The sequence below is a fragment of the Bacteroidota bacterium genome, from assembly GCA_018266835.1.
Classification (GTDB): Bacteria; Bacteroidota; Ignavibacteria; order Tepidaquicellales; family Tepidaquicellaceae; genus JAFDZO01.
This window is the reverse complement of the sequence record JAFDZP010000005.1, coordinates 457,334-478,412: the sequence shown is the minus strand read 5'-3', so window position 1 is coordinate 478,412 and position 21,079 is coordinate 457,334. Positions and strand designations below refer to the sequence as shown.

Annotated in this window: 19 protein-coding genes; 2 read left to right on the top strand and 17 right to left on the bottom strand. The window is 36.7% G+C overall.

All coding sequences use genetic code 11. The annotated features are described in order from the left end of the window. Positions 1–8 precede the first annotated feature (8 nt). The gene (locus JST55_14860) at positions 9–911 is read left to right on the top strand and encodes a T9SS type A sorting domain-containing protein (GenBank protein ID MBS1494794.1); all 903 of its coding nucleotides are present in this window, start codon (positions 9–11) and stop codon (positions 909–911) included. 24 nt (positions 912–935) lie between these two features. Further along, on the top strand, positions 936–3,035 hold the full coding sequence (locus tag JST55_14855; protein MBS1494793.1) for a T9SS type A sorting domain-containing protein: 2,100 nt from the start codon (positions 936–938) through the stop codon (positions 3,033–3,035). A gap of 1 nt (position 3,036) precedes the next feature. Here the strand turns inward: JST55_14855 and JST55_14850 are convergent, their stop codons facing one another. The 17 genes from JST55_14850 to JST55_14770 all read right to left on the bottom strand — a co-directional run bounded on the left by JST55_14850 (position 3,037) and on the right by JST55_14770 (position 21,005). After that, positions 3,037–3,921: an isoaspartyl peptidase/L-asparaginase gene (locus JST55_14850; protein MBS1494792.1), complete on the bottom strand. Its 885-nt coding sequence runs from the start codon at positions 3,919–3,921 to the stop codon at positions 3,037–3,039. A gap of 592 nt (positions 3,922–4,513) precedes the next feature. Next, positions 4,514–6,643 carry a T9SS type A sorting domain-containing protein gene (locus JST55_14845; protein ID MBS1494791.1) on the bottom strand — a complete coding sequence of 710 codons (2,130 nt, stop codon included), beginning with the start codon at positions 6,641–6,643 and terminating at the stop codon, positions 4,514–4,516. Positions 6,644–6,731: 88 nt separating this feature from the next. Continuing rightward, entirely contained in the window at positions 6,732–7,736 is a 1,005-nt protein-coding gene (locus tag JST55_14840; GenBank protein MBS1494790.1) for a hypothetical protein, read from the bottom strand. Positions 7,737–7,999: 263 nt separating this feature from the next. Further along, the gene (locus JST55_14835) at positions 8,000–8,569 is read right to left on the bottom strand and encodes an outer membrane beta-barrel protein (GenBank protein MBS1494789.1); all 570 of its coding nucleotides are present in this window, start codon (positions 8,567–8,569) and stop codon (positions 8,000–8,002) included. Positions 8,570–8,699: 130 nt separating this feature from the next. Next, complete coding sequence (locus JST55_14830; protein ID MBS1494788.1) at positions 8,700–9,284, bottom strand: hypothetical protein; 585 nt, start codon at positions 9,282–9,284, stop codon at positions 8,700–8,702. A 196-nt stretch (positions 9,285–9,480) separates the two neighbouring features. Then, positions 9,481–10,098 (bottom strand): hypothetical protein, encoded by a 618-nt coding sequence (locus JST55_14825; GenBank protein ID MBS1494787.1) that lies wholly within the window; start codon positions 10,096–10,098, stop codon positions 9,481–9,483. A gap of 89 nt (positions 10,099–10,187) precedes the next feature. After that, positions 10,188–11,201 (bottom strand): hypothetical protein, encoded by a 1,014-nt coding sequence (locus JST55_14820; protein MBS1494786.1) that lies wholly within the window; start codon positions 11,199–11,201, stop codon positions 10,188–10,190. Positions 11,202–11,243: 42 nt separating this feature from the next. Beyond that, the gene (locus JST55_14815) at positions 11,244–12,251 is read right to left on the bottom strand and encodes a hypothetical protein (protein MBS1494785.1); all 1,008 of its coding nucleotides are present in this window, start codon (positions 12,249–12,251) and stop codon (positions 11,244–11,246) included. A gap of 16 nt (positions 12,252–12,267) precedes the next feature. After that, the gene (locus tag JST55_14810; GenBank protein ID MBS1494784.1) at positions 12,268–12,897 is read right to left on the bottom strand and encodes a hypothetical protein; all 630 of its coding nucleotides are present in this window, start codon (positions 12,895–12,897) and stop codon (positions 12,268–12,270) included. Positions 12,898–12,940: 43 nt separating this feature from the next. Continuing rightward, a complete protein-coding gene (locus tag JST55_14805) occupies positions 12,941–13,507 on the bottom strand; it encodes a hypothetical protein (GenBank protein ID MBS1494783.1) in 567 nt (188 codons plus the stop codon). A 44-nt stretch (positions 13,508–13,551) separates the two neighbouring features. Beyond that, positions 13,552–14,550, bottom strand: coding sequence for a hypothetical protein (locus JST55_14800; GenBank protein MBS1494782.1), 999 nt, complete (start codon positions 14,548–14,550; stop codon positions 13,552–13,554). 28 nt (positions 14,551–14,578) lie between these two features. Further along, a complete protein-coding gene (locus tag JST55_14795) occupies positions 14,579–15,184 on the bottom strand; it encodes a hypothetical protein (GenBank protein ID MBS1494781.1) in 606 nt (201 codons plus the stop codon). Positions 15,185–15,217: 33 nt separating this feature from the next. Beyond that, the gene (locus JST55_14790; GenBank protein ID MBS1494780.1) at positions 15,218–15,835 is read right to left on the bottom strand and encodes a hypothetical protein; all 618 of its coding nucleotides are present in this window, start codon (positions 15,833–15,835) and stop codon (positions 15,218–15,220) included. Continuing rightward, positions 15,808–17,256 carry a hypothetical protein gene (locus JST55_14785; GenBank protein ID MBS1494779.1) on the bottom strand — a complete coding sequence of 483 codons (1,449 nt, stop codon included), beginning with the start codon at positions 17,254–17,256 and terminating at the stop codon, positions 15,808–15,810. The genes JST55_14790 and JST55_14785 overlap by 28 nt, the downstream gene beginning before the upstream one ends. 19 nt (positions 17,257–17,275) lie before the next feature. Continuing rightward, a complete protein-coding gene (locus tag JST55_14780) occupies positions 17,276–18,715 on the bottom strand; it encodes a hypothetical protein (GenBank protein MBS1494778.1) in 1,440 nt (479 codons plus the stop codon). A 17-nt stretch (positions 18,716–18,732) separates the two neighbouring features. Then, positions 18,733–20,175 carry a hypothetical protein gene (locus tag JST55_14775; GenBank protein ID MBS1494777.1) on the bottom strand — a complete coding sequence of 481 codons (1,443 nt, stop codon included), beginning with the start codon at positions 20,173–20,175 and terminating at the stop codon, positions 18,733–18,735. A 461-nt stretch (positions 20,176–20,636) separates the two neighbouring features. Beyond that, the gene (locus JST55_14770; protein MBS1494776.1) at positions 20,637–21,005 is read right to left on the bottom strand and encodes an endonuclease domain-containing protein; all 369 of its coding nucleotides are present in this window, start codon (positions 21,003–21,005) and stop codon (positions 20,637–20,639) included. Positions 21,006–21,079: the final 74 nt, after the last annotated feature.

The following is a 21,079-nucleotide window of genomic DNA, read 5'->3' as shown; positions in this document are numbered from 1 at the left end:
TTTATTTTATGAAGAAGGGAAAATTGATTTTAACTATTACAATTTTTTTATATGCAGTAAGTGCTTTTAGTCAAGGAAATGTAACTTCAAATTTCCCTCTTAAAATAGGAAATGTTTTTGTTTTTGAAGGGTACACCCATGAAAACGGACCCGGCTGGAATCTATGGCACTATCGAACCACTATTCAGAAGGATACTGTAGTTGGTGATAAAAAATATTATCACATGACAGAATTCTGTGGATATCAAAATTATTGGTGGAGAGTAGATACAGTATCAGGTATCTTGTTTACTTTTGACCCTTCTAACTCTTGTCCTGCTTATTATAAAGAGAAACTTTTTGACAGTCTGAAAGCTTCTGTAGGATATAGCACAATTGGCTGCGGACCATTATCTTTCACATGCACGACAATTTTAAACCATACTATTTTTAATTTAAATGTTCAATCAAAAGTATTTGAATACGGAAATAATTTTTATTATGAGAATCGACGATATGATTCAGGTTTTGGAATGGTTTACAAAATCATATCAGGAGGTGGGGCTCAAACTTCACATACATTAAAAGGATGTATTTTAAATGGTATTGTTTATGGAGATACAAATTTAACAACGGTTAAATTGTTATCTGAAATTATTCCGGAAAATTTTTCCCTTTCCCAAAACTATCCCAACCCGTTCAACCCAAGTACAGTTATCCATTATCAGTTGTCAGTTGCCAGGTTTACTACATTAAGAATTTTTGATTTGCAGGGGAAGGAAGTTGCAACTCTTGTAAACGAAAAACAAAATCCAGGCAGCTATGCAGTGGATTTTAATTCAGCGGAGTTCAATCTCCCCAGCGGAATTTATTTTTATACACTGAATGCAGGGGAGTTTAAAGAGACAAGAAAAATGATTTTAGTAAAGTAAAATTTTTCAAACGGAAAACTTGTTATGAAAAAAATTCTGGCAGTAATTTTAATTTTTTGGGCAGGGCAAAATGCATTTTCTCAAAGTGCTTGGGTTGTGCAGAATCCGACTGCATATCATCCTCAGGTAAGAAATATTTTTATGCTTAATTCAAATACAGGCTTTGCTTGCGGCAGCGGTGGTAATGTTATAAAGACAACTGATGGCGGAAACTTATGGACAAGTATTGGCTCGGGAATAGATTTCTATGCTATGGATGTTTTTTTCTTAGATATAAATACAGGATGGTCTTGCGGAATGACCGGAAGACTTGTCAAAACTACCAATGGAGGAACATCATGGCAGCAGCTTCAGTTTATTGGTTACACTCAAACTATAAATTCTGTTTATTTTATAGATCAAAATACAGGCTTTGCAGGATTTGAGAACGGAGTAATTGCAAAAAGTACCAATGGAGGTGTGAACTGGACTAAGGACTCAGTGTATAGTTTTTCTGTAACGGGATTTAAATTTTTTAATCAAAGTACAGGGTACGCAATCGGAAATTATGGAAGTATATTTAAAACTACTAACACAGGACAGGACTGGACTGAGCTTCCAATAACACCCGAAACATCGCAAATTTATGCATCAGATTTTATTAATATTGAAACAGGTTATGTTGCAACAAACAGAAATGTCTGGAAAACTACAAACTCCGGTTTGAACTGGCAGCAAAGTTTGCACACAGATTATCAGTATGGAATTAAATCGATGAGTTTCTTAAATAATCAAACGGGCTATACAACTTTATACTCAGGACAGATATACAAAACAGAAAATTCAGGGCTTAACTGGACGTTAATTTCATCACCTGTATCAACTATTATTCAGATTCTGGCAGTTGCACCTGATAAAAATTTTCTGATTTCAGGCGAGATGAAAATATACAGATCTCTTAATGGAGGGGCTAACTGGACGGCATATTCAAATTCAGTCACACAGCGTTCATTAGAGGACGTTAAATTTTTCAATGAGAGTACAGGGTACATAATAGGGGATTCAGGTGTATTTTTGAAAACTACTAACGGAGGAAGTAACTGGCAGTTATTGCCAATTTTTACGGATGAACGCTTAAGACAAATGTACTTTTTAAATCCAATGACCGGGTGGGTAAGCGGAGATAACGGAACAATAATGAGAACAACTAATGGAGGAATTAACTGGCAGACACCTGTCAGCAGATTGCCGAAAAATATTTTCAGCTCAGTATTTTTTGTAAACTCCTCAACGGGATATACTTTATCAGGGAATGGCAAACTTTTCAAAACAACGGATGAAGGTATGCGTTGGACTCAGCTGACAATTCCTTCTGCCTTCAGTTACGGCAAGGTATATTTTTTAAACGAAGCAACAGGTTTTTGTTCAGGGTATGACGGATACGATTTTGTTATCAAGACAACAAATGCCGGAGAGAGCTGGAGCGAAATTATTTCTTCCGGTGCAACAAATAGTTCACTTTTCTTCCTCAATGAAAATACAGGTTACGGTTCAGGATATTACCGGCTTAGCAAAACAACCGACGGAGGTCTGAACTGGATGCAGATAAATTACAATATGAATTACTTTTTCAACAATGTCCACTTTCTTAATGAACAAACAGGTTATGCATGCGGAACTTCCGGTACAATGTGTAAAACAACGAATGGCGGCCAGAGCTGGGGAGATATTTCAGTCCCTGTATTTTCTGCATCAAATAAAATATTTTTCGTAAATGATTCAATCGGCTGGCTGATATGTACAGATGGAAGTATTTTTAAAACAACAACAGGCGGTGTGCTTACAGGATTCACGCAAAATAGCTTACCTGTACCGGATAAATATTTTCTTTCCCAGAACTACCCCAATCCCTTCAATCCGTCTACGAGGATTAATTACGAATTACGAAATACGAATTATGTAACATTAAAAGTTTTTGATTTGCTAGGAAAGGAAGTTGCTACGCTGGTAAACGATAAGCAAAGCGCAGGCACCTATGCAGTTGATTTTAATTCAGCAGAATTCAATCTTCCAAGCGGAATTTATTTTTATACGTTAAATGCAGGGGAGTTTCAAGAAACAAGAAAGATGGTATTGGTAAAATAATTTACTCTTTATAAATTTTTACTTCCATCTCTCTACCCTGAGAGATGAATGCTCTGTACATTCCTTCGCTGTTAAAAACCATTTCAATATCTCCTTCACTGTCGACTGCAATCAATCCGCCTTCTCCTTTGATTGAATTAAGATTGTTGAATATTGCATACTCTGCCGCTTCTCCCAAAGAGAGCTCCTTATACTTCATTAGCGCAACTAAATCATAAGCTACCGACTGCCTTATAAAAAACTCGCCGTCCCCGGTGCACGATACCGCCGCTACGCCGTTCTCTGCATAAGTCCCTGCACCGATTATAGCTGTATCGCCGATGCGCCCGTATTTTTTATTTGTCATTCCTCCAGTTGATGTTGCCGCTGCAAGATTGCCCTGATCATCCAATGCCACTGCGCCGACGGTCCCGAATTTTTTCTTTGCTCCTGTGAAGTCAGTCGTATGATCTAAAAAAGATTTCCCCGATGCCTTTGCTTTTTCAAGCTGGTCAAATCTTCTCTGAGTAAAAAAGTACTCATCGCTTTCGGTTTCGATTCCTTTCTCCTTTGCAAAATCTTCAGCGCCCTTACCGGATAGCATTACAAATTCCGATTTCTCCATCACAGCGCGGGCAAGCTTTATGGGATGCTTTATGTTCCTAACCCCTGCTATTGCTCCAGCAGTAAGGTCAGCGCCGTTCATTATCGAGGCATCCATTTCTATAAGACCTTCATTGGTAAAGACCGAACCCTTGCCCGCATTGAAAAGGGGATTGAGCTCCATTTCCATAACGGCAGCTTCGACTGCATCCATAGCGCTTCCGCCGGCTTCAAGGATTTGCCAGCCGCGCATGAGAGCAAAGCCAAGGGCATGTCGGTACCCGGCTTCAAGCTCGGGAGTCATGTTGGCTTTGAGGATTGTTCCTGCTCCGCCGTGGATGGCAAGTGAGATTTTCGGTTCCAATTTATAGTCTTTAGTTGACCGAATTTAATGAATTTTTGGGAGTTTTTTAAGGGAAATTACAAAAGTTTCGCGAAAATTTTTGAAGTGAAAATAAATAAATGTTAATACTATTATTTATTTCCAGATTATGTAAAGTTGATTTTATTTTATTGTTTTATCAAATAAATAATTGAACGAAAAATGACAATTATTGATGGGAAATGAGAAATTAGTTTGGAGAGGTAGTTTTAATAAAAAAGGGGCGTCAGCCCTGACCCGGGGAATGTCATTGCAGATTTTTTAATCATATTAACATTGCGCACATTAAACCACCCCTAACCCGTCCTTGTAAAGGAGGGGAACAAGATTGCATGAACAAGAATGTATCTCCCTCTTTACGCGAATGACATTGTGCAAATAGATTTACCTTCCTAACGAGGATCCCGCTAAAGCGGGACAAGTAGTTGGGAAGGAGGGTAACTTTTAACCACCCCTCCTGCAAAAAAACTGCGGGACAAGTAACCCCTCCTTGTAAAGGAGGGGAACATGATAGCTATTTTACCAGCACCATCTTTTTCGTTTCTGAAAAACTTTCTGTTTCTAATTTATAAAAATATATTCCGCTTGGGAGGAGTGAAGCATTAAAATCATATTTATATTTTCCTGCAGATAATTTTTCATTCACTAAGTTTGCGACTTCTCTTCCGAGTAAATCAAAAACATTCAGTTTTACAAAAGTATTCTGAGGCAATGAAAATACTATGTTTGAATTAGGATTAAATGGATTCGGATAATTCTGCTCCAGATAAAATTTATCAGGAAGGGAAGCACTTATCTGATGAATACCGATAGTGCCGCCGGTGGTGGTTTTGAGAATGGCTCCGTTCTCACCGCATACCCATACAGTGTTTTCGTTTAATACAGCTATATCATACAGCTTTGAAGATGCATAATTATTATAAAAAAATGTTTGTCCGCCATCTGTTGTTTTCAGGATTTTTCCGTAGCTGCTGCCATCATATGCAAGCAGCCACCCTGTAAGAGCATTTGCAAATTTTAAACAGTTTAAGGTCAGGTTTCCCCCGTTATAAACCTGCTGAAAATTTATACCACCGTTTGTTGTTTTGTATATTTTACCTGAATATAAATACCATCCGGTATTGGAATTAATAAATGATATCGTACTTGCAGAAGTTGATGTTAATAAATTCCAGTTTGAACCGCCGTTTGTGGTTTTATAAATTCCGCCCAAAAATGTTACAAAACCTGTATTTGCATCAGTAAAAGAAATATCCAATAGGAACTGCGAAGGTGAGTTTGCAGACTGCCAGTTTGAACCGCCGTTCGTAGTTTTTAAAATTATAGTAGCAGATGTTGAGATCTCTTTTCCTATGCAATACCAGGTATCAGGTGCAGTCATGCTTAAATTTAAGAAATTATAATTTGAGTATTCCGGACCTGTAACAATATTCCAGTTATTCCCGGAGGAAGTAGAGAGATAAATTCCGCCATATGCACTGAAAACTCCCGTATTCTGATCAATAAATTTTACCGAGGAATATAATTTTGAAGTATCCGGCTGAGTAATCCATTGAGTTCCGCCGTTAGTTGTTTTTAACAGTCTGTTTCCGGCGGCTGCCCATCCATAATTTTGATCAGTGAAGCTTATCTTATTCACAGAGTTTGAAACGGGAACAGCAGATAGCGAAAGCTGTGTCCAGTTGAATCCGCTGTTAGTTGTTTTTGAGATCTCACCGTAGGCACCTGTTATTAACCCTGTTGTGCTGTTAAGAATATTTAACCTGTAAGCGCGGATATCTACTGCAGTCCAGTTTTGTCCGGAATTTGTAGTCCTGTAAAATCCGTTGAAGTACCCGTATCCCGTATTTCCATCAAAGAAACCATATCCGGACGCAATACCGGGAGTCGAACCAAGATTTGTAAAATTTATTCCTCCGTTAACAGTCTTAAATATTCTGGAAGGTGTTAATATCCACCCTGTATTTTCATTGAGGAAAAAAGTTTGTTCGTAATTTGAGGTGCCTGAAGGAAGATTATATGATATCCAGTTACTCCCGGCATTTGTTGTTTTAAATATTTTTTTAGAGGGACCGCAGATGAACCCTGTATTTTCACCTGGGAAAGATAAGGCGTAGAGAGTGTCCGTTCCGTTTATTGTAAGCAAGTTCCATGACTGCCCTCCATCCGTTGTTTTAAAAATATGCCCGTCGTAAGAGTTGAAATTATTAAAACTGTACCCCGTGTTTATATTTGTAAATTTTAAATCATTAAACCACGAATGCGAAACAGAATCTATAAGAAATTCACTCCATTGATTACCTGCATCAGTACTTTTGTACAATCTGTAAATACTGCTTAAGGGTGTTCTGGTATCCACAGCTAAAGCAAAAATATTCTGAGCGTTTACAACAGACATTTTTATAAATGTTCTTGTTGAAAAACCTGTTTGTATGATTATACTCTTAGTGTTCCAGGTTAAACCTGCATCGCCGGATTTTAAAAACTCTCCTGTTGCTCCTAATGCATAAATTGTATTGGCATCAATATAGGCAGCATCGCAAAATCCTCCACCAGTAGGCTTAGGATTCTGCCAGAACCAGCCGCTTTGTGCAAAACATGTTTGCAACGTAAGAACGAATAAAACTAAAAATATTTTTTTCATATTATTGATGTATCAAAAGTTTCTCTTTAAAATTTTTCATAAAGATTTCTAAATGAAATTTTCTCTATAAAAAATTCTAGTTTAGATTTTATCCGGTAATTCTTTTTCCTTTGTACAAAATATTGTATCCCGCTTTGTATCCTATCAGATAAAATACATTGCCTTTTGTTTCAGTAAACTGATAATTGATAAGATATCCGTTTTGAACAGGGGATACATAATCTTCCACAAAATTAGTCCCGTTCCAGATAAGTCCGCGGTAAGGAAGATTTGATGAATCTCTGGCTATTGTATAAAGAAAATCAAGACCGCCGCCCGTGATACTTCTATAATCTCTGTTTTGACCTGTAAATACGCTTACCCAGCCGGGCTCTTTAAAGTAAACACAGTTTGTAGCGCTGTAACCTGAAGTGAGTTTCAGCCAGAAATTTGGAAGAAAGAAATTTTGCGATGCATTGTTATCGTTCATAACAAACTGAAAAGCATTGTTTTCAAATTTGTAAATTGATGACGTGTACGATAATCCGTAACAAAATGCATAAAGCTTTCCGTTGGTGAATAGCAGTCTGTTAATCGTTCTACCGTTAGTGTTATACTGCGATGAAATTGTATAAGTGGTTACAGTACCGTTATCATACTTATACATATTGGAATCACGCGCTGCATAAATAACATTCTGCTGAGCCACATAAACATCACTAAAGATAAAACCTTCGGGTAAATTATTTATAGTAGTAAAGGTTCCGTTTGATAACACTTTTATTTTCGAGACTGAATTCGTATTGTTATATCCGCTGAATACAATATAGTCTGCACTCAATGCGATTATTTTATTCGGCACAAAACTATCATCTCCCATGTTTACAAAAGTTGTGACTCCGTTCTGTGATTTATATGTTAGATAATCTTTCACATAATAAACTGTGTTTTCATCAGCGACAGAAATACAGGATATGTAACCGGGACTTATGGAGTCTGCCTGAGTCCATTGAATTTCTTTAGTAACAGTTGAAGTAACAGGGTTATCATCTGAACAGGAAGAAAAAATAACCGATAAGAAAAAAATAACACTTAAGGCAAGTATATTTTTCATTTTGGAAGGGTTTAGATTTAAAAAGATTGTAGCGAGGAATCTATAGGCAGAATTTAAATTATAGATTGATTTTATAATGTTAAGATAAGAAGTTTATTTAAGTTTTGCAATATAAATAAAACTATATTTAAACAAAAAAAGTCCGCCGGAAATTAATCCTGCGGACTTTTGATTTATCCTTTTACACTTTTCTATTAATAACATTAAATGAAAAGTATGTTAGTACATTTACTAATAAATTATTTTTTCGTTTTAAAAAAATTTTATAATCCAAATAAATATCCTACGTCAAATAAAATTCCGTTGTAACTGTCACCCGGGCGGTTGTTCACTCTGTAACTTGCTTCAAGAGTAACTTTGCTGCCGCTTTGCAGATTGAATGCAACTCCGCCTGCCATCATTACGCCAAGTCCGTTTTCCGATGAGCCGCGCAAAACAACTGAACCGTTCGGATTTCTTATATCATCAAATGAAGTCAGGCTGATTCCCAGACCGACTCTTCCGTAAGGTGATACAGAGTTAACGCTGTTGTATTCACAGATTTTCCCTGTTGCAAGAAGCTGTACTGCATTGAACGAACCTCCGGTATATCCCGGTGTAAGGTCAGCGGCATTTTTATCCAGCGCAAAGGAGGCATAGTTCATTTCAGCTCCGACAGAAAATATATCTGCAACCGGTTTTTCAAAATTGATTCCGAGATTGAATGATGAAGTCCAGTATGACTTAAATACGGACGGGAAGATGGAATAGTAAGTCCGGCGTTGATACCAAGATAACTTCTGCTTTGCGCTGATGCCAGTACAGGCAGCATCAATAAAACCGCAACAATTAATTTTTTCATTTGTAGATTGTTTAGTTTACTAAAAAGTTGGGGTTTTACTAATTCAAGATACGTATTTCTACTGAAACAAAGTTATTTATTACAACGAGAAGGTTTTAAAACACTTTTATCTATATGACACTTTATAGTCTGAAATAATACCCGAAGCCTACAAGCGCTCCGCTGTAATTTATATCGGAAACGCGGTTCACATGGTAACTTACTTCAAAAGTCATTTTGCTCAGGTTCGGCAGATGGATATCAATTCCTGCTCCGGCAAAAAATGCAATGCCCGTTTCTGACTCTCTGTTTAAAATAAGCACAGAATTTTTTATAACACGCGCAGCCGATGAAAAACCTACGCCTGCGCCTATGCGCCCGAACGGACTTGTGCTTCTTATACCGATATTATCACCTAATCTTATATAAGGAGTAACGGAAATAAAAGATAACATATCGCCCGTGACGGCGCCATTATTTCCGTCAATGGTGTACATTGAATAATTTGCATCTCCGCCGATTGAAAAAATATCGGAGAGCGACTTTTCGTAATTCAAAGCTCCGTAAAATCCCAGAGAAAAATTTTCATTGAATATACTTGGAGAGGCGGGAAAGGTTGTTCCTGCCTGAATGCCGATAAACGACGGATTGGCAGTAGGATTTTTAAACTGCGCAAATAGCTGCAGAGGAAGAATTGATAATATCAGAACAACAAATATCTTTTTCATAATAAAAAATTTTTATTCAAAAAATATTTGGGGTTACAAATAACAAATGAGACGGATTACGAGATGGATTAAAAGATGGATTAAGTACATCAAGAAAGGTGTTCAAATATGTAAAAATTTGAACAAAAAAATAAGGGAAAAATGAAAAACACTTTTCCCTTTATTTATTTATTTATATCTAAAACTTTACTTAGAATTAAAACTGATGGCTAAAGCCCAGAGCGAAGTTCAATGTATTATAATTTATATCGGGTGATGAGCTTTTATTTATTCTGAGGGCAGACTCAATAAAAACAAAATTAGTTTTATTCAGATTGTAAGTTACCCCGGGACCGAATGTGTAAACCAGACCTCCGGAATTTATTCTTACGTATCTCGGATATGGAAATCCCGTTTCAGGTTTTCCTGAACGAAGATGTGCGCCGAAACCTCCTTTGACAAAAGGATGAAATTTCCCGATGCTTATCTGCTCCGGCTGAATCTTTCCGAAAAAATTAAAGCCGAACAGAGATAAGTGTTGCAGCGCAGCGCTGTTAGATGGCAGCGTATTATCTGCCAGTGAAAAAGTACTGAGGTTTGCTTCAATACCTACAGAAATAAAATTACTTACGGGATGCTCAAACTGTAATGATGCAGCGTAAGAAGGCTTGTACATATCTATATAGTTACTGGGATAATTGAATGCTGATATCCCTGCCGAAACGGAAACAACCGGACGGGTATTTAATGTATTAGGGTAGGACTGCGAATAATTTATTGAAGGCAAAGAAAATAATAATGCAAATACCAATAAAGCTGATTTTATCGGAGTCATAGGGTGTGATTTAGTTAGAGAATTGATTTATTAATTATACTTACCAAAAAATTTTTTGTTCCTGTAATAATTTTTCTAAGTGAAGTTACCTAGTAATTCTTCACGCCTCTGTAAATTTTTGATGTAAAATTTTCACGTTTACTGATGAACACTGTATTATTTTTCATATTGCTAAGCGCGGTTGTATAAACATTTGTCGCGGGATTATCCGGAGGATAGTTCGGGTCATCAGCTAAGTGAGAACCTGTCCATATTTTTCCTTTAGAATATGAAAGCGCCGAATCTGCAACTAAAAAATAAATGCTGTTTATGCTCTCGCCTGCTGCAAATAAATAAATATCTCTTGTAGTATCTGTGCACAGGGTATTCCATCCGGGACCATTCCAGTATGAAACAACAGTCGGCTGAGGACTGTAAGGTGCTTTAATAATTGCATCGAAAACTTTCATTCTTGAAAATTCATTTGTGCCTGTCTCGGTGCTTACAATACTCAGAACATTATTTTCAAATTTATAAATTTTGCGGGTGTTTCCTGCGATGTAAAGCGCGCTGCCAATTTTAGTTATGAGATTAAATCCCGTTGAAAATGAATCCGGCGAAGCATAAGATGAAATACTTCCGTTATCATAAATATAAAGCTTGCTGCCTGTCACTGCTGCTATTTTTCCAGGAGCGGTTATCAGCATATCGGTTATCTTGCTTGTGCTGTGAGTATCAAGCACAACAGTGGACATCACTCCGTTCGTAAAAATTTTCATCTTTATGTTTCCGAAAAAGCTTGTAAAGTTTGTTGAGCAGAACGCAAAATAATTTGCATCGTATGCTGCAAGATTATCTGTATTAAAAGTAGTATCCTGAAAATTGAAATATGAAAGAGAGCCGTTGGTAATTTTATATCCAATCTGATAGCTGCCGGCAATTACAGTGTTCTCGTCACAAGCGGCAAGTTTATCGAAGTTTTCAGCTACAAGGCTGCTTACCTGAGTCCATTGATATCCTCCTGCGCCTGTCGGGTCAGTCGGTGTAACGACTGAATCGCTTTTGCAGGAATAAAAAATTACTGAAGCAGCTATGAGAAACAAAGATGTAAAAATTAATTTCATATATTTATGATTTATAATAAAATTTAAACGAGCAAATTTACTTCAGAAATTTTTTCTTCCGCGGTAAATAGTTGATTTTGAACTCCCGTACTTGGAAATAAAAACTGTATTGCCGCGCATATTGCTTACGGCTGTTGTATATATTCCGTTTTCAATATCATCAGGCGGGTAATTTGTGTCATCCATTAATTGCGAGCCTGTCCATATTTTCCCGCTTACATTTGATAGAGTAGAATCCACCGTGAAAAAATAAATAAAGTTTATACTTTCACCGGCAGCGCGTACAAATATTTTTCTGCTGTTATCCGTAAACATCTGAGACCATGCGGCGCCGTTCCAGTAAGATACTACGCTTGGAGAGGGCGAGTAGGGAGCTTTTATAATTGCATCAGGCACTTTCATCCGAGTGTATTCACCGGTACCCGGAAGATTATCTACTGTGCTTAAAGTATTATTTTCAAACTTATAAATTTTTCTTGCCGCGCCTGAGATATAAATCACATTGTTAGTGACAACAATATTGTTAAATCCTGTTGAGAAGGAATCAGGTGAAGCGATAGCTGTTACTGCGCCGTTCTCATAAAAATAAAATTTACTGTAACTGACTGCGGCAATTTTTCCGGGTGAAATAATTTTAATATCAACAATATATGAAGTATTATGTGTATCCAGCACTGCGCTTGTAATAGTTCCGCTTTCATAAATTTTCATTCTTATTGTTCCGCTGCCCGTTTCATTATATCGTGTTCCGCAAAATGCAAAGTAAGTTGAGCTGTATGTATCGGCGTAGTCTGCAGAAAAAATCGGATCATTAAAATTAATAGTACTTCTTGCGCCATTAGTAATTTTATAAGAAGCGCTCTGTCCCAAAGCAACTACAGTGTTTTCATCTGCTGCGTATATGTTATGAAAGTCTTCAAAGTTTACTGTTGCAACAGTGCTCCACGCAAATCCTGAAGCAGGACCGGGCGAAATAATTTCGTCGCTTTTGCATGAATAAAAAATTGAAGATGTAAGAATAAGAATAAAGAGAGCTAAAAAAATTTTCATTTAGATTGTTTAATTTTTATTTACCGAAACTATAACTCAACCCGATTGATGCATCTAACATTGTGTATGTGTAATTAGAACCTTTTGTGTTTCCGCCGCTGCCGATTATTTCACCTGCCTGATTAAACAGCGTGAATGTGCTTGGAGGATAATGGAAGTTGAAGCTCTTTATTCCGAACTCTAAATTAAACGCAAGATTTTTTGCAGTCATGCAGTTAAGCCCTGCAGATATTCCTGCCATAAGTCCCGGCTGATAAGCAGATGCTCTTTTAAAATCCACACCGGCAGAAATTCTTGCATAAGGAATATAAACTTTACCGGAGGATTGTACGAGTCCCGTAGCATAAATTGAACTGATTTTATCTTCGTATAAACTTGTCGATTGATAGCCAAGCCCGGCTTTAAAATTATCATCGAAGCTGTAAACTCCGAATACATTGATGCTTAGTTTTTTGCTCTGGCTTTGGTTAAGCTCTATCGATTCAAAAGTCGTCCCGCCTTGCAGCGTGAACTGCAGCTTCTCTATAAAAGTTTTTTCTTTATAAGTGCTGATATCACTTTGCGCAAATGTTGTATTTGAAATAATGAAAAAAACTAAGAGGGCTGAGAAAATTATTACGGCAGAATATTTTTTTGAGCTCTTCATTTTTAAAAATTTTAATTTTAAAATTATATTATTCACGAGCGAATTATTTTTTTAATCTGAAATTTAACCCGACTGAAAAACCAAAATAACTTATAGAATAGTATGAAGGAGTAGTTATTGATCTGTATTCATTGTTGAACGTAAAATAGTCCCACAAATACGGGTCAGCGCCGTAGCCAAGATGCTTATAGAATCCTTCAAAATTTATTCCGGCTGATTTGCTCATTGCGTACTGAAAGCCTGCAGCAACGCCGTACATAAATCCGGGCTTAGTTGATTTTGCAAATGGAAGCAGCGCGCCGCCTTCAAGTCTGGCAAATGTATTTATTCTGTTATCGGAATTTGTAAAAGTAATGGAAGCAGGGAGCGATAATGAATAATTGCTGCCGTCGTAATTGTACTGCAGCCCTGCGCCGGGTTTTATTGTTTCCTCAAGCGCGTAAGTTGCAAAAGCAGAAACCCCTGCATAGTTAAATACTGAATTGTCATCGCCATTGGAAAGCACATTGAAGTTAAGCTCATACCTGCTGTAGTCTTTATCGAAATTTCTGTTCTGAGCAAAACAAAGTGCGGGAAGAAATAAAAAAAGAAACGCCAGATTTGCTTTCATTATTTATTGGGTTAATTTTAAAATTATTTATATCTCTTAAAAAATTAAAAAACTCTTCTTCCTCTTAAAATTCTGAATCCGTGATCCAGTATAGCCGCATAAAAAGTATTGTTTTTCATATTGCCAAAGTAAAAAACATTTCCGAGACCGTTTGTAAACGGAAAATTATTGTCAGTAAAATATTGCGCGCCGTTCCACATATTGCCATGGTGCTCAATTCCTTGCTTGCTTGTATTGGAAATAAGATAAATGTAATCCAGATCATCGAAGGCTGCCATATTGAAAAACTGAAAGTTTCCTCTTCTGAAATTTACCCAGCCGCCTTCTGTAAGGTAATCCATCAGCATAAGGCTATCGGCATAGCGGGCTCGTATAATATTTTTATCTGAAGTAAAAGTCTCCGAGAATTCCTGATTGTTTTCATAGAGTGAAGGGGAGTTATCTGCTCCAAGCCTGAAGATGCTTTCACCGTAACCAAGATTATAAGCAAGAATAAAAATCGTGTTTCCTATTTTTGAAATTCCCGTTACGTTATTTACTCCTGTTAAATCAAATTTACTTACTGAACCGTTATCTACAAAGTAATAGTGCTCTTTTGATGCAATGTAAAATTTACCCGGAGCAACAACCAGAATTTCCGGAGGAGAAATATCGGGAATTGTATCTAATGTAATTACTGAAAGTGAATCATGTGAAAGAATTTTTGCTTTCAGTATCCATTGCCCGTTTGTAACTCCGTATGCACCAAGTATTATATAATTGTTGTTATAAACTTTTATTGTGGCTGCGCCTGAATTCTCATAGGAAATAGGTATAAGTGTTTTGCTTCCCTCGGTGCATCTGAAAAGGAAGTTATCGTGAATGTAATAGAAAGTATTATTTTCTCCTGCTGCAACGGGACCCGGAAAGTATCCGCCGTTAACTGAATCTACCTGTTTCCATTCGATTTTCTCTTCAGTTACTGAAGGCGTTAAAGGGGAATTATTACAGGAAGAAATTAGTATTATAAAAAATAACGAAACTGTTGTAAGAAAAATTTTCATGGATAATTTAATTGAGAAATCGTTTCTGTTACGGGTTCAGACAAAATGAAAATCCCGTATTAAAAGTAATTGAATTGTATGAAGCATCTTTGCCTGAGTTGGTTCTGTAAAATGATTCAAACATAATTTTATTTCCTGAGTTAAGCATAAAATTTACTCCTGCTCCTCCCTGATACGAAATTCCTCCCGTACCGTATCCTTTTGAATCTACCAATGAAAACTGAAAGTTATCATCGGCAATAAATGAAAGCCCGACTGCGCCCTTTACAAAAAACTGAATGTCATCTTTTTTTGCCGAGTTATCCTGCACCTTTAAAAATCCCATAAAGGAAGTTATGTTCAGTCTGCCGGGCTCAGTGGGATAATAAGTATAAACAGATTTTGTGCCGGCAAATTTTCCGTGATTTATTTCAAATCCGAAAACAGTTTCTTTGGCAGCAGTGTACTCAATCTGAATGTCTAAATTGTATGAGCCCTTATAATATTCTGCAAAAGAAATATTACGGTACGCATCTTCTCCGCCAATAGGGAAATTAGCACCTCCGCCGAGAATTATATTTGTCTTATGGATTCCCTGAGAAAATAACAGAGAGGGAAGCAATGTAATCATTAGAATAAAAATTGTTTTGCGCATAAATTAAAATCGGTTAATCAGTTATTTTGGCAGTTATTTCGGATTCAGACAAAATGAAAACCCTATTTTGAACTGAAGCTGTGTTACCGGGTCTTTCTCAAAGTTATTTATTCTGTATTCAATACCTGAAGTGATTTTACCTTTTCTTCCCAACATATTGTTTAATCCCGGGCCGAATAGAATTGTATATCCACCGCCGCCTAATTCTTTTCCATAAGTGTTAACGAAAAATCCTCCGCCTGCTTTCAAAAAAAACTGCCATTCATTTTCCATCGCCAGATTATTCTGAAGTTTTATATATCCGTCAAGAGAAACGAATTTCATGGAAACATCTTTAGTATAACTTATAGTTTGCAGCTGCTCAGTGTATGAGCCCGGCTGATTACTCATATCAAGAGCCCCGCCAAGAACAATGGAATTGGAGACAGTGTGTTCAAAATTCATATCGAAGTTCCAGCCCGATTTATAATTACCGTTCAAATTACCCCATGAGATAGGAACGTTAAGCCCGAACATAAATCCCATATTTGTTTTATCCACTCCCTGCGAAAAAACAAAAGAAGGAATAATTATATTTATAAAGATTATTAATGCTGCTCTTTTGAAAAATATTATTCTAAATTTTATTTTCTTCTTAGCTTTATCTTCCATTCTTCGTTATTGGGAAGGGGTAAATCTATAAATAAATTCCCGTTCTCAAAATAATATTTACCAAGTGCTCCCGCACTAGTGGAGCTTTCAGAATAGTTTTCAGCCACGAAAAGAATTTTAAGTGTGTCTCCTAATGCAAATTGTCCTGTAGCGTACGACTCCCTGTTTTCTGCTCCTGTAATCATTTTAATAGCTGAGTTTGTAACAGACCCTTTTGCATACCATTTATCAGGGGCAATTACTCCCGATGGTTTTATCAATGAGGAATAGAAACTGAAAAAAACGGGTGCGCTATTTATTAATTTTACCTGCATTATACCAAGATATCCTGAAGTTGCGTAAGGAATCCAGTCAGCACCTGAATTTGTTGTTTTAAAAATCATTCCGTTTCTTTTAGCAGCATATCCGTTATTTTCATCTTTGAATACAAAGTAATCAAAATAATTATTGTTTATCTGCGTCCAGCTCTGACCGCCGTTATTCGTTTTGTATAATCCAAAAGCAGAACCATCTGCAGTGTATTTACTCATCCATCCAATATTTGTATTTCCGCTGAGGAAAAACTCTGAACCGTTTAGTATTGCTCCCTCGGGAAGAGAATATTCCGTCCATGTAATGCCGCCGTCATTTGTTTTTACCAGAGTCTGAACAAAATTTGACTGACTTGAAGAAGCATATCCATGCATCTCATCAAAAAAACGTATTTGCCAGAAGTAATTTGCGTTGTTGTAAACAGGTGTCCAGTTTACACCGCTATCTGTAGTTTTGTAAATTTTTTTGCTAGAATTATCATTCGCTATAATATATCCTGTAGTTGAATTGACAAAACTAATCGAGCTTTCAAAATAAATACTTCCGTAATATGAAAAAATCGGGAGGTGAGAATTTGTTGTTACCCACGTTGCTCCCATATCAGTCGATTTATGAACAGAAAAAATAAAATTTCCAAGGCTATCTGATATGCAATATAATGTGTTTGCATCAGCAACTGAAATTCCTTGAGCGTTTCCGTTTCCATTCGCCGGCAAGTTATGTACCAGCCAGGTAATTCCGCCATCTGAAGTGGAAGAAACTGTTTTGCGGACGAAATCATAAGCATATCCGTTATTATTAAAAAACTTCATATCGTAAACAAATCCTACCGGAAGATTATTAGTGGTTTGGTTTACTGTTTCAGCCCCGAAAGTGAAATCCATATAACCTGCAAAACTTGCTCCTATTTCTCCGAAGGGAACTAAGGCTGCTTTCATCATAGCAGATGCTGTTCCTGTTGTGGGGGCAGATACGATCTGAACCCTGTCAACTGTCCAGTTTCCTGTCAATGAACCTGATGTATTGGAAGAAACCGGTGTATCACTTTTACAGGAGTAAAATATTACTGCCGAAATTATTATAAATACTAAAGGAACTATCTTTTTCATAAATTTATGATTGATTTTTTTAATACCTTCTGCTTAATTTTATTTTCCAGGTTTCACCGTTTGCAAGGAAGAGCTGAATGCCCAGCGTTGAACCGTTAAAGCCGAACGTTCCGGTGCCTGTAACACCTGATACACCTTCTGTATAAGAGTTTACATAAAAAATTATCTGCTCTTCGTTTGTTGTATAAGTACCTGTTGCATATTCATCATAATCTCCGCCGCCGGTAATTGCTTTTATAATTGAGCTTGTAAGTTTTCCTTTTGCAGTCCAGTTGGAATTTACATATCCCGCGGTTTTAAAAACATTTCCATTCCAATCGAAGTAAGCAGGGGAATTATTAATCAGATATAATTGATTAGGACGGTAAATTGTGTTGTTGCTGTAAGCCGTCCAGTTTTGACCGCCGTCAGTGGTTTTCAGCATTAATTCATCAGGAATAATACCGTAGCCTTCGTTCTCATTTTTAAAAACGCTGCTCCATACTTTTGCATCACTTACTTTAGTCCATGTCTCGCCGCCGTTCACAGTTTTATAAAAATAATACTTGTCATCATTTCCCCAGATGTGACAGTAGCCTGTATTATAATTAAGAAAAGAATAACCGGTCATAAAATCAGTTTTGTAATTAGGAAAGCGATATTCAGTCCATGTAATTCCGCCGTCAGATGTTTTGGAAAGATATACACCTAAGCCGTCCTGCATTTCTGCGCGGCCGTGCATCTCATCGTAGAATGTTAATCCGTAAAAATGCACGCTTGAGTTCGGCAGCTGCACCCAGTTCACACCGCCATTGGTAGTTTTGTACATATTGTAGTTGTATAGAGAGTCTGTACCAAGCGCATATCCAACGTTCTCATTTAAAAAAAAGAGCCGCTTGTTTATCACTGTATGAAAAGAAGTGAAGTTCAGCTGCGGATTTACCAGTACCCATGTGCTTCCTGCATCAGTTGACTTATATAATTTTAATCTTGGAGATGTTACATTTGAAACTCCGTTCATATAATAAAGTGTAGTGGAGTTCACTACTGCCAGCGGTGAATTTTCGTATGAATAATTTGTGGGCAGAACTTTAGGATTCCACGTCACCCCTCCGTCAGAAGTAATAAGCAGGGTATAAGTAAAGTTGTCGTAATAATATCCCGTATTCCCGAAGAATACTTTATTGAATTCGTGATTATTGCCAAGGTTCGTATTCTGAGCATACATGGTTTCGGAATTAAAAGTGAAGTCAAGATATCCTGCTGTTGATGCGCTAATCTCTCCGAAGGGAACTAAAGCAGTTTTCATCATAGCATTTACTGTTCCCGTTGTAGGCGCAGATACAAGCTGCACTTTATCGACGGTCCATGTGCCGTTTAAATTACTTGCATCACCGGGTGTTACCACTGTATCACTTTTACACGAGTAAAAAATTACCGATGTAATTATTATAAATACTAGAGCTAATATACTTTTCATTAATTAAATTTTTTAATTTATCTTTGTCTGAATATTATTTTCCATACTTCATTATTAGGAAGATTCAGATTAATTACAGGCGCATTATTTTCAAATGTGTAAGTACCTGAACCTGTGCCTGAAGGATTTCCCTGTGTATAATTTTCATTGTAGAAAGTAATATTATAACCATCGGATGCATAAGCGCCTTCAGCAAAAATATCATAGTCCGGTGAGTTCACAATAGCTTTAATTATTGAGCTTGTAATCTTTCCTTTAGCCGTCCATTTTGTATTATCTGTTCCAGCCGGTTTAAACAATGAACCGTTTTTGAAATAACCTGCAATAGTATTATTTATAAACTGGAAGCGGTTCACTTTTCCTGTATTAGGAACATAATACGGGTTCCAATTAGCTCCTCCGTCCGTTGTTTTTAAAATCATTCCGTTAAAATCTCTGTATCCTTCATTTTCATTTTTGAAAATAAATGTGCCTTCACCTGATGCAGAAATTTTTGTCCAGGTATTACCTGCATCCATCGTTTTATATATGGAATATTTTCCGCCGGCTTCTTTAACTTTCACCCAACCTGTATTTGCATTGATAAAAAATAAATCATGGAATGCAATAAATGAATTTCCCGGTGCAGGCATAATATTCGTCCAGGTAATTCCGCCATCAGTGGTACGGGAGTAACTCTGCTGCCCGACTCCGTTATCTGATATTGTAATGCCGGTGTTTTCATCTAAGAAGTGCATACAACCTGAAGGCACCGCCGGAAGAACTGACCAGTTAACACCTCCGTTAGTTGTTTTGAACATATGCGTGTTAAAAGTATTATCCGCTCCGTATGCAAAGCCTGTATTTTCGTTTATAAAATTCAGAGAATAATCCATCGAAGGCTCACTGGAAGACAATTGAAAACTTACATTATCGCTAAGTGTTATCCAGCTGTCTCCGCCGTTTGTTGATTTGTAAAGATGGTTTACTATTGGAGAGAAAGTAGTGCTTGCCAAGTAAATTATATTGGAAGACGGCATGCTTGCTCCTGTGAATATCTGAAGTGTAGCCGGCAGAATAATCGGTGTCCATGAAACTCCGCCGTCGGTACTTTTGCAAAGTTTCGGGTCAGTTGTATTATATATATGATTAAAGTAATATCCTGTGTTTCCGAAGAATTTAGGAATAACATAAGGTGCTGTTGAAAGATTTGTTGGTGTAACTGTCATTGCCTCTGCGCCGAAATTAAAATCAAGGTAGCCCGCCGTGCTTGCGCTGATTTCACCGAATGGAACTAAAGCCGCTTTCATTATAGCAGATGCTGTGCCGGTTGAAGGCGCTGAAACCAATTGAACTTTATCAACTGTCCAGCTGCCTGTTAAATTGCCTGAACTGCCCGAAGTTACAGGTGTATCGCTTTTACATGAATAAAAAATAACTGAAGTGAGAATTGCGAATAAAACTAATGAGATGCGATTCATTTCTTTATTTGTTTTTTTAGGAGGTAGGGAAGGAATCGATAGATTAAATTTAGTTTTAAGGTATCTTTTTCTATTATAAATTACAGAAATAACAGGTGTTTTTCAAGATAGAAATAAAAACTAATTACCGAAAATGACTGATTTATCAGTTTATACTAAGGAAATAAAGATAAGTTCCGTAAATAAGAATTATTTTGGTGGGTGGGGGAAAATTGATTTATAAAGGAAACAGAATTAAATTATCTTCTTAATATTCACCCCCTCCTTTTCAAGATGCTTACAGTAACCACCCCTAACCCCCTCCTTGAAAAGGAGGGGGCTAATTGTGAAAACTTTGTTATAATTTAAAATAAGGAAGTTATGCTTTGAAAAAAATACTGGATTATGGATATGAACTACTTAGCACCCCCTCCTTTTCAAGGAGGGGGCAGGGGGTGGTTATACTTTTTTGATAAAGATGCTCACTCTTTGAAGTGTAAGTTTACTTTGCTCTTTATATCAGCTAAAACTTTTTCAATATCTTTAAATACTTCTTCATTCTTATATCTTAAAACTATTATTTTATGCTCCTCAAAAAATTCAGTTCTGATTTTATCGTATTCAATTGAATCAACATTATCATGGGATTCACCATCTAATTCAATAACTAGTTCTATTTCGGGACAATAAAAATCAACAACGTATCTTCCTATTCCTTGTTGTCTTCTGAATTTTAGATTTAACAGCTGACTTTGTTTTAATCTCTCCCATAAAAGTTTTTCAGCTTTCGTTGAATTGTTTCTTAAAGTTTTCCTTTTTTGTTTGAACTTATGGAGATTGAATACTTTCATTAAACTTAAAAACAAAAAATTAACCACCCCCAACTTCTGTTTTAGCCGAGATGTGGTGAACCTAAAAAATATAG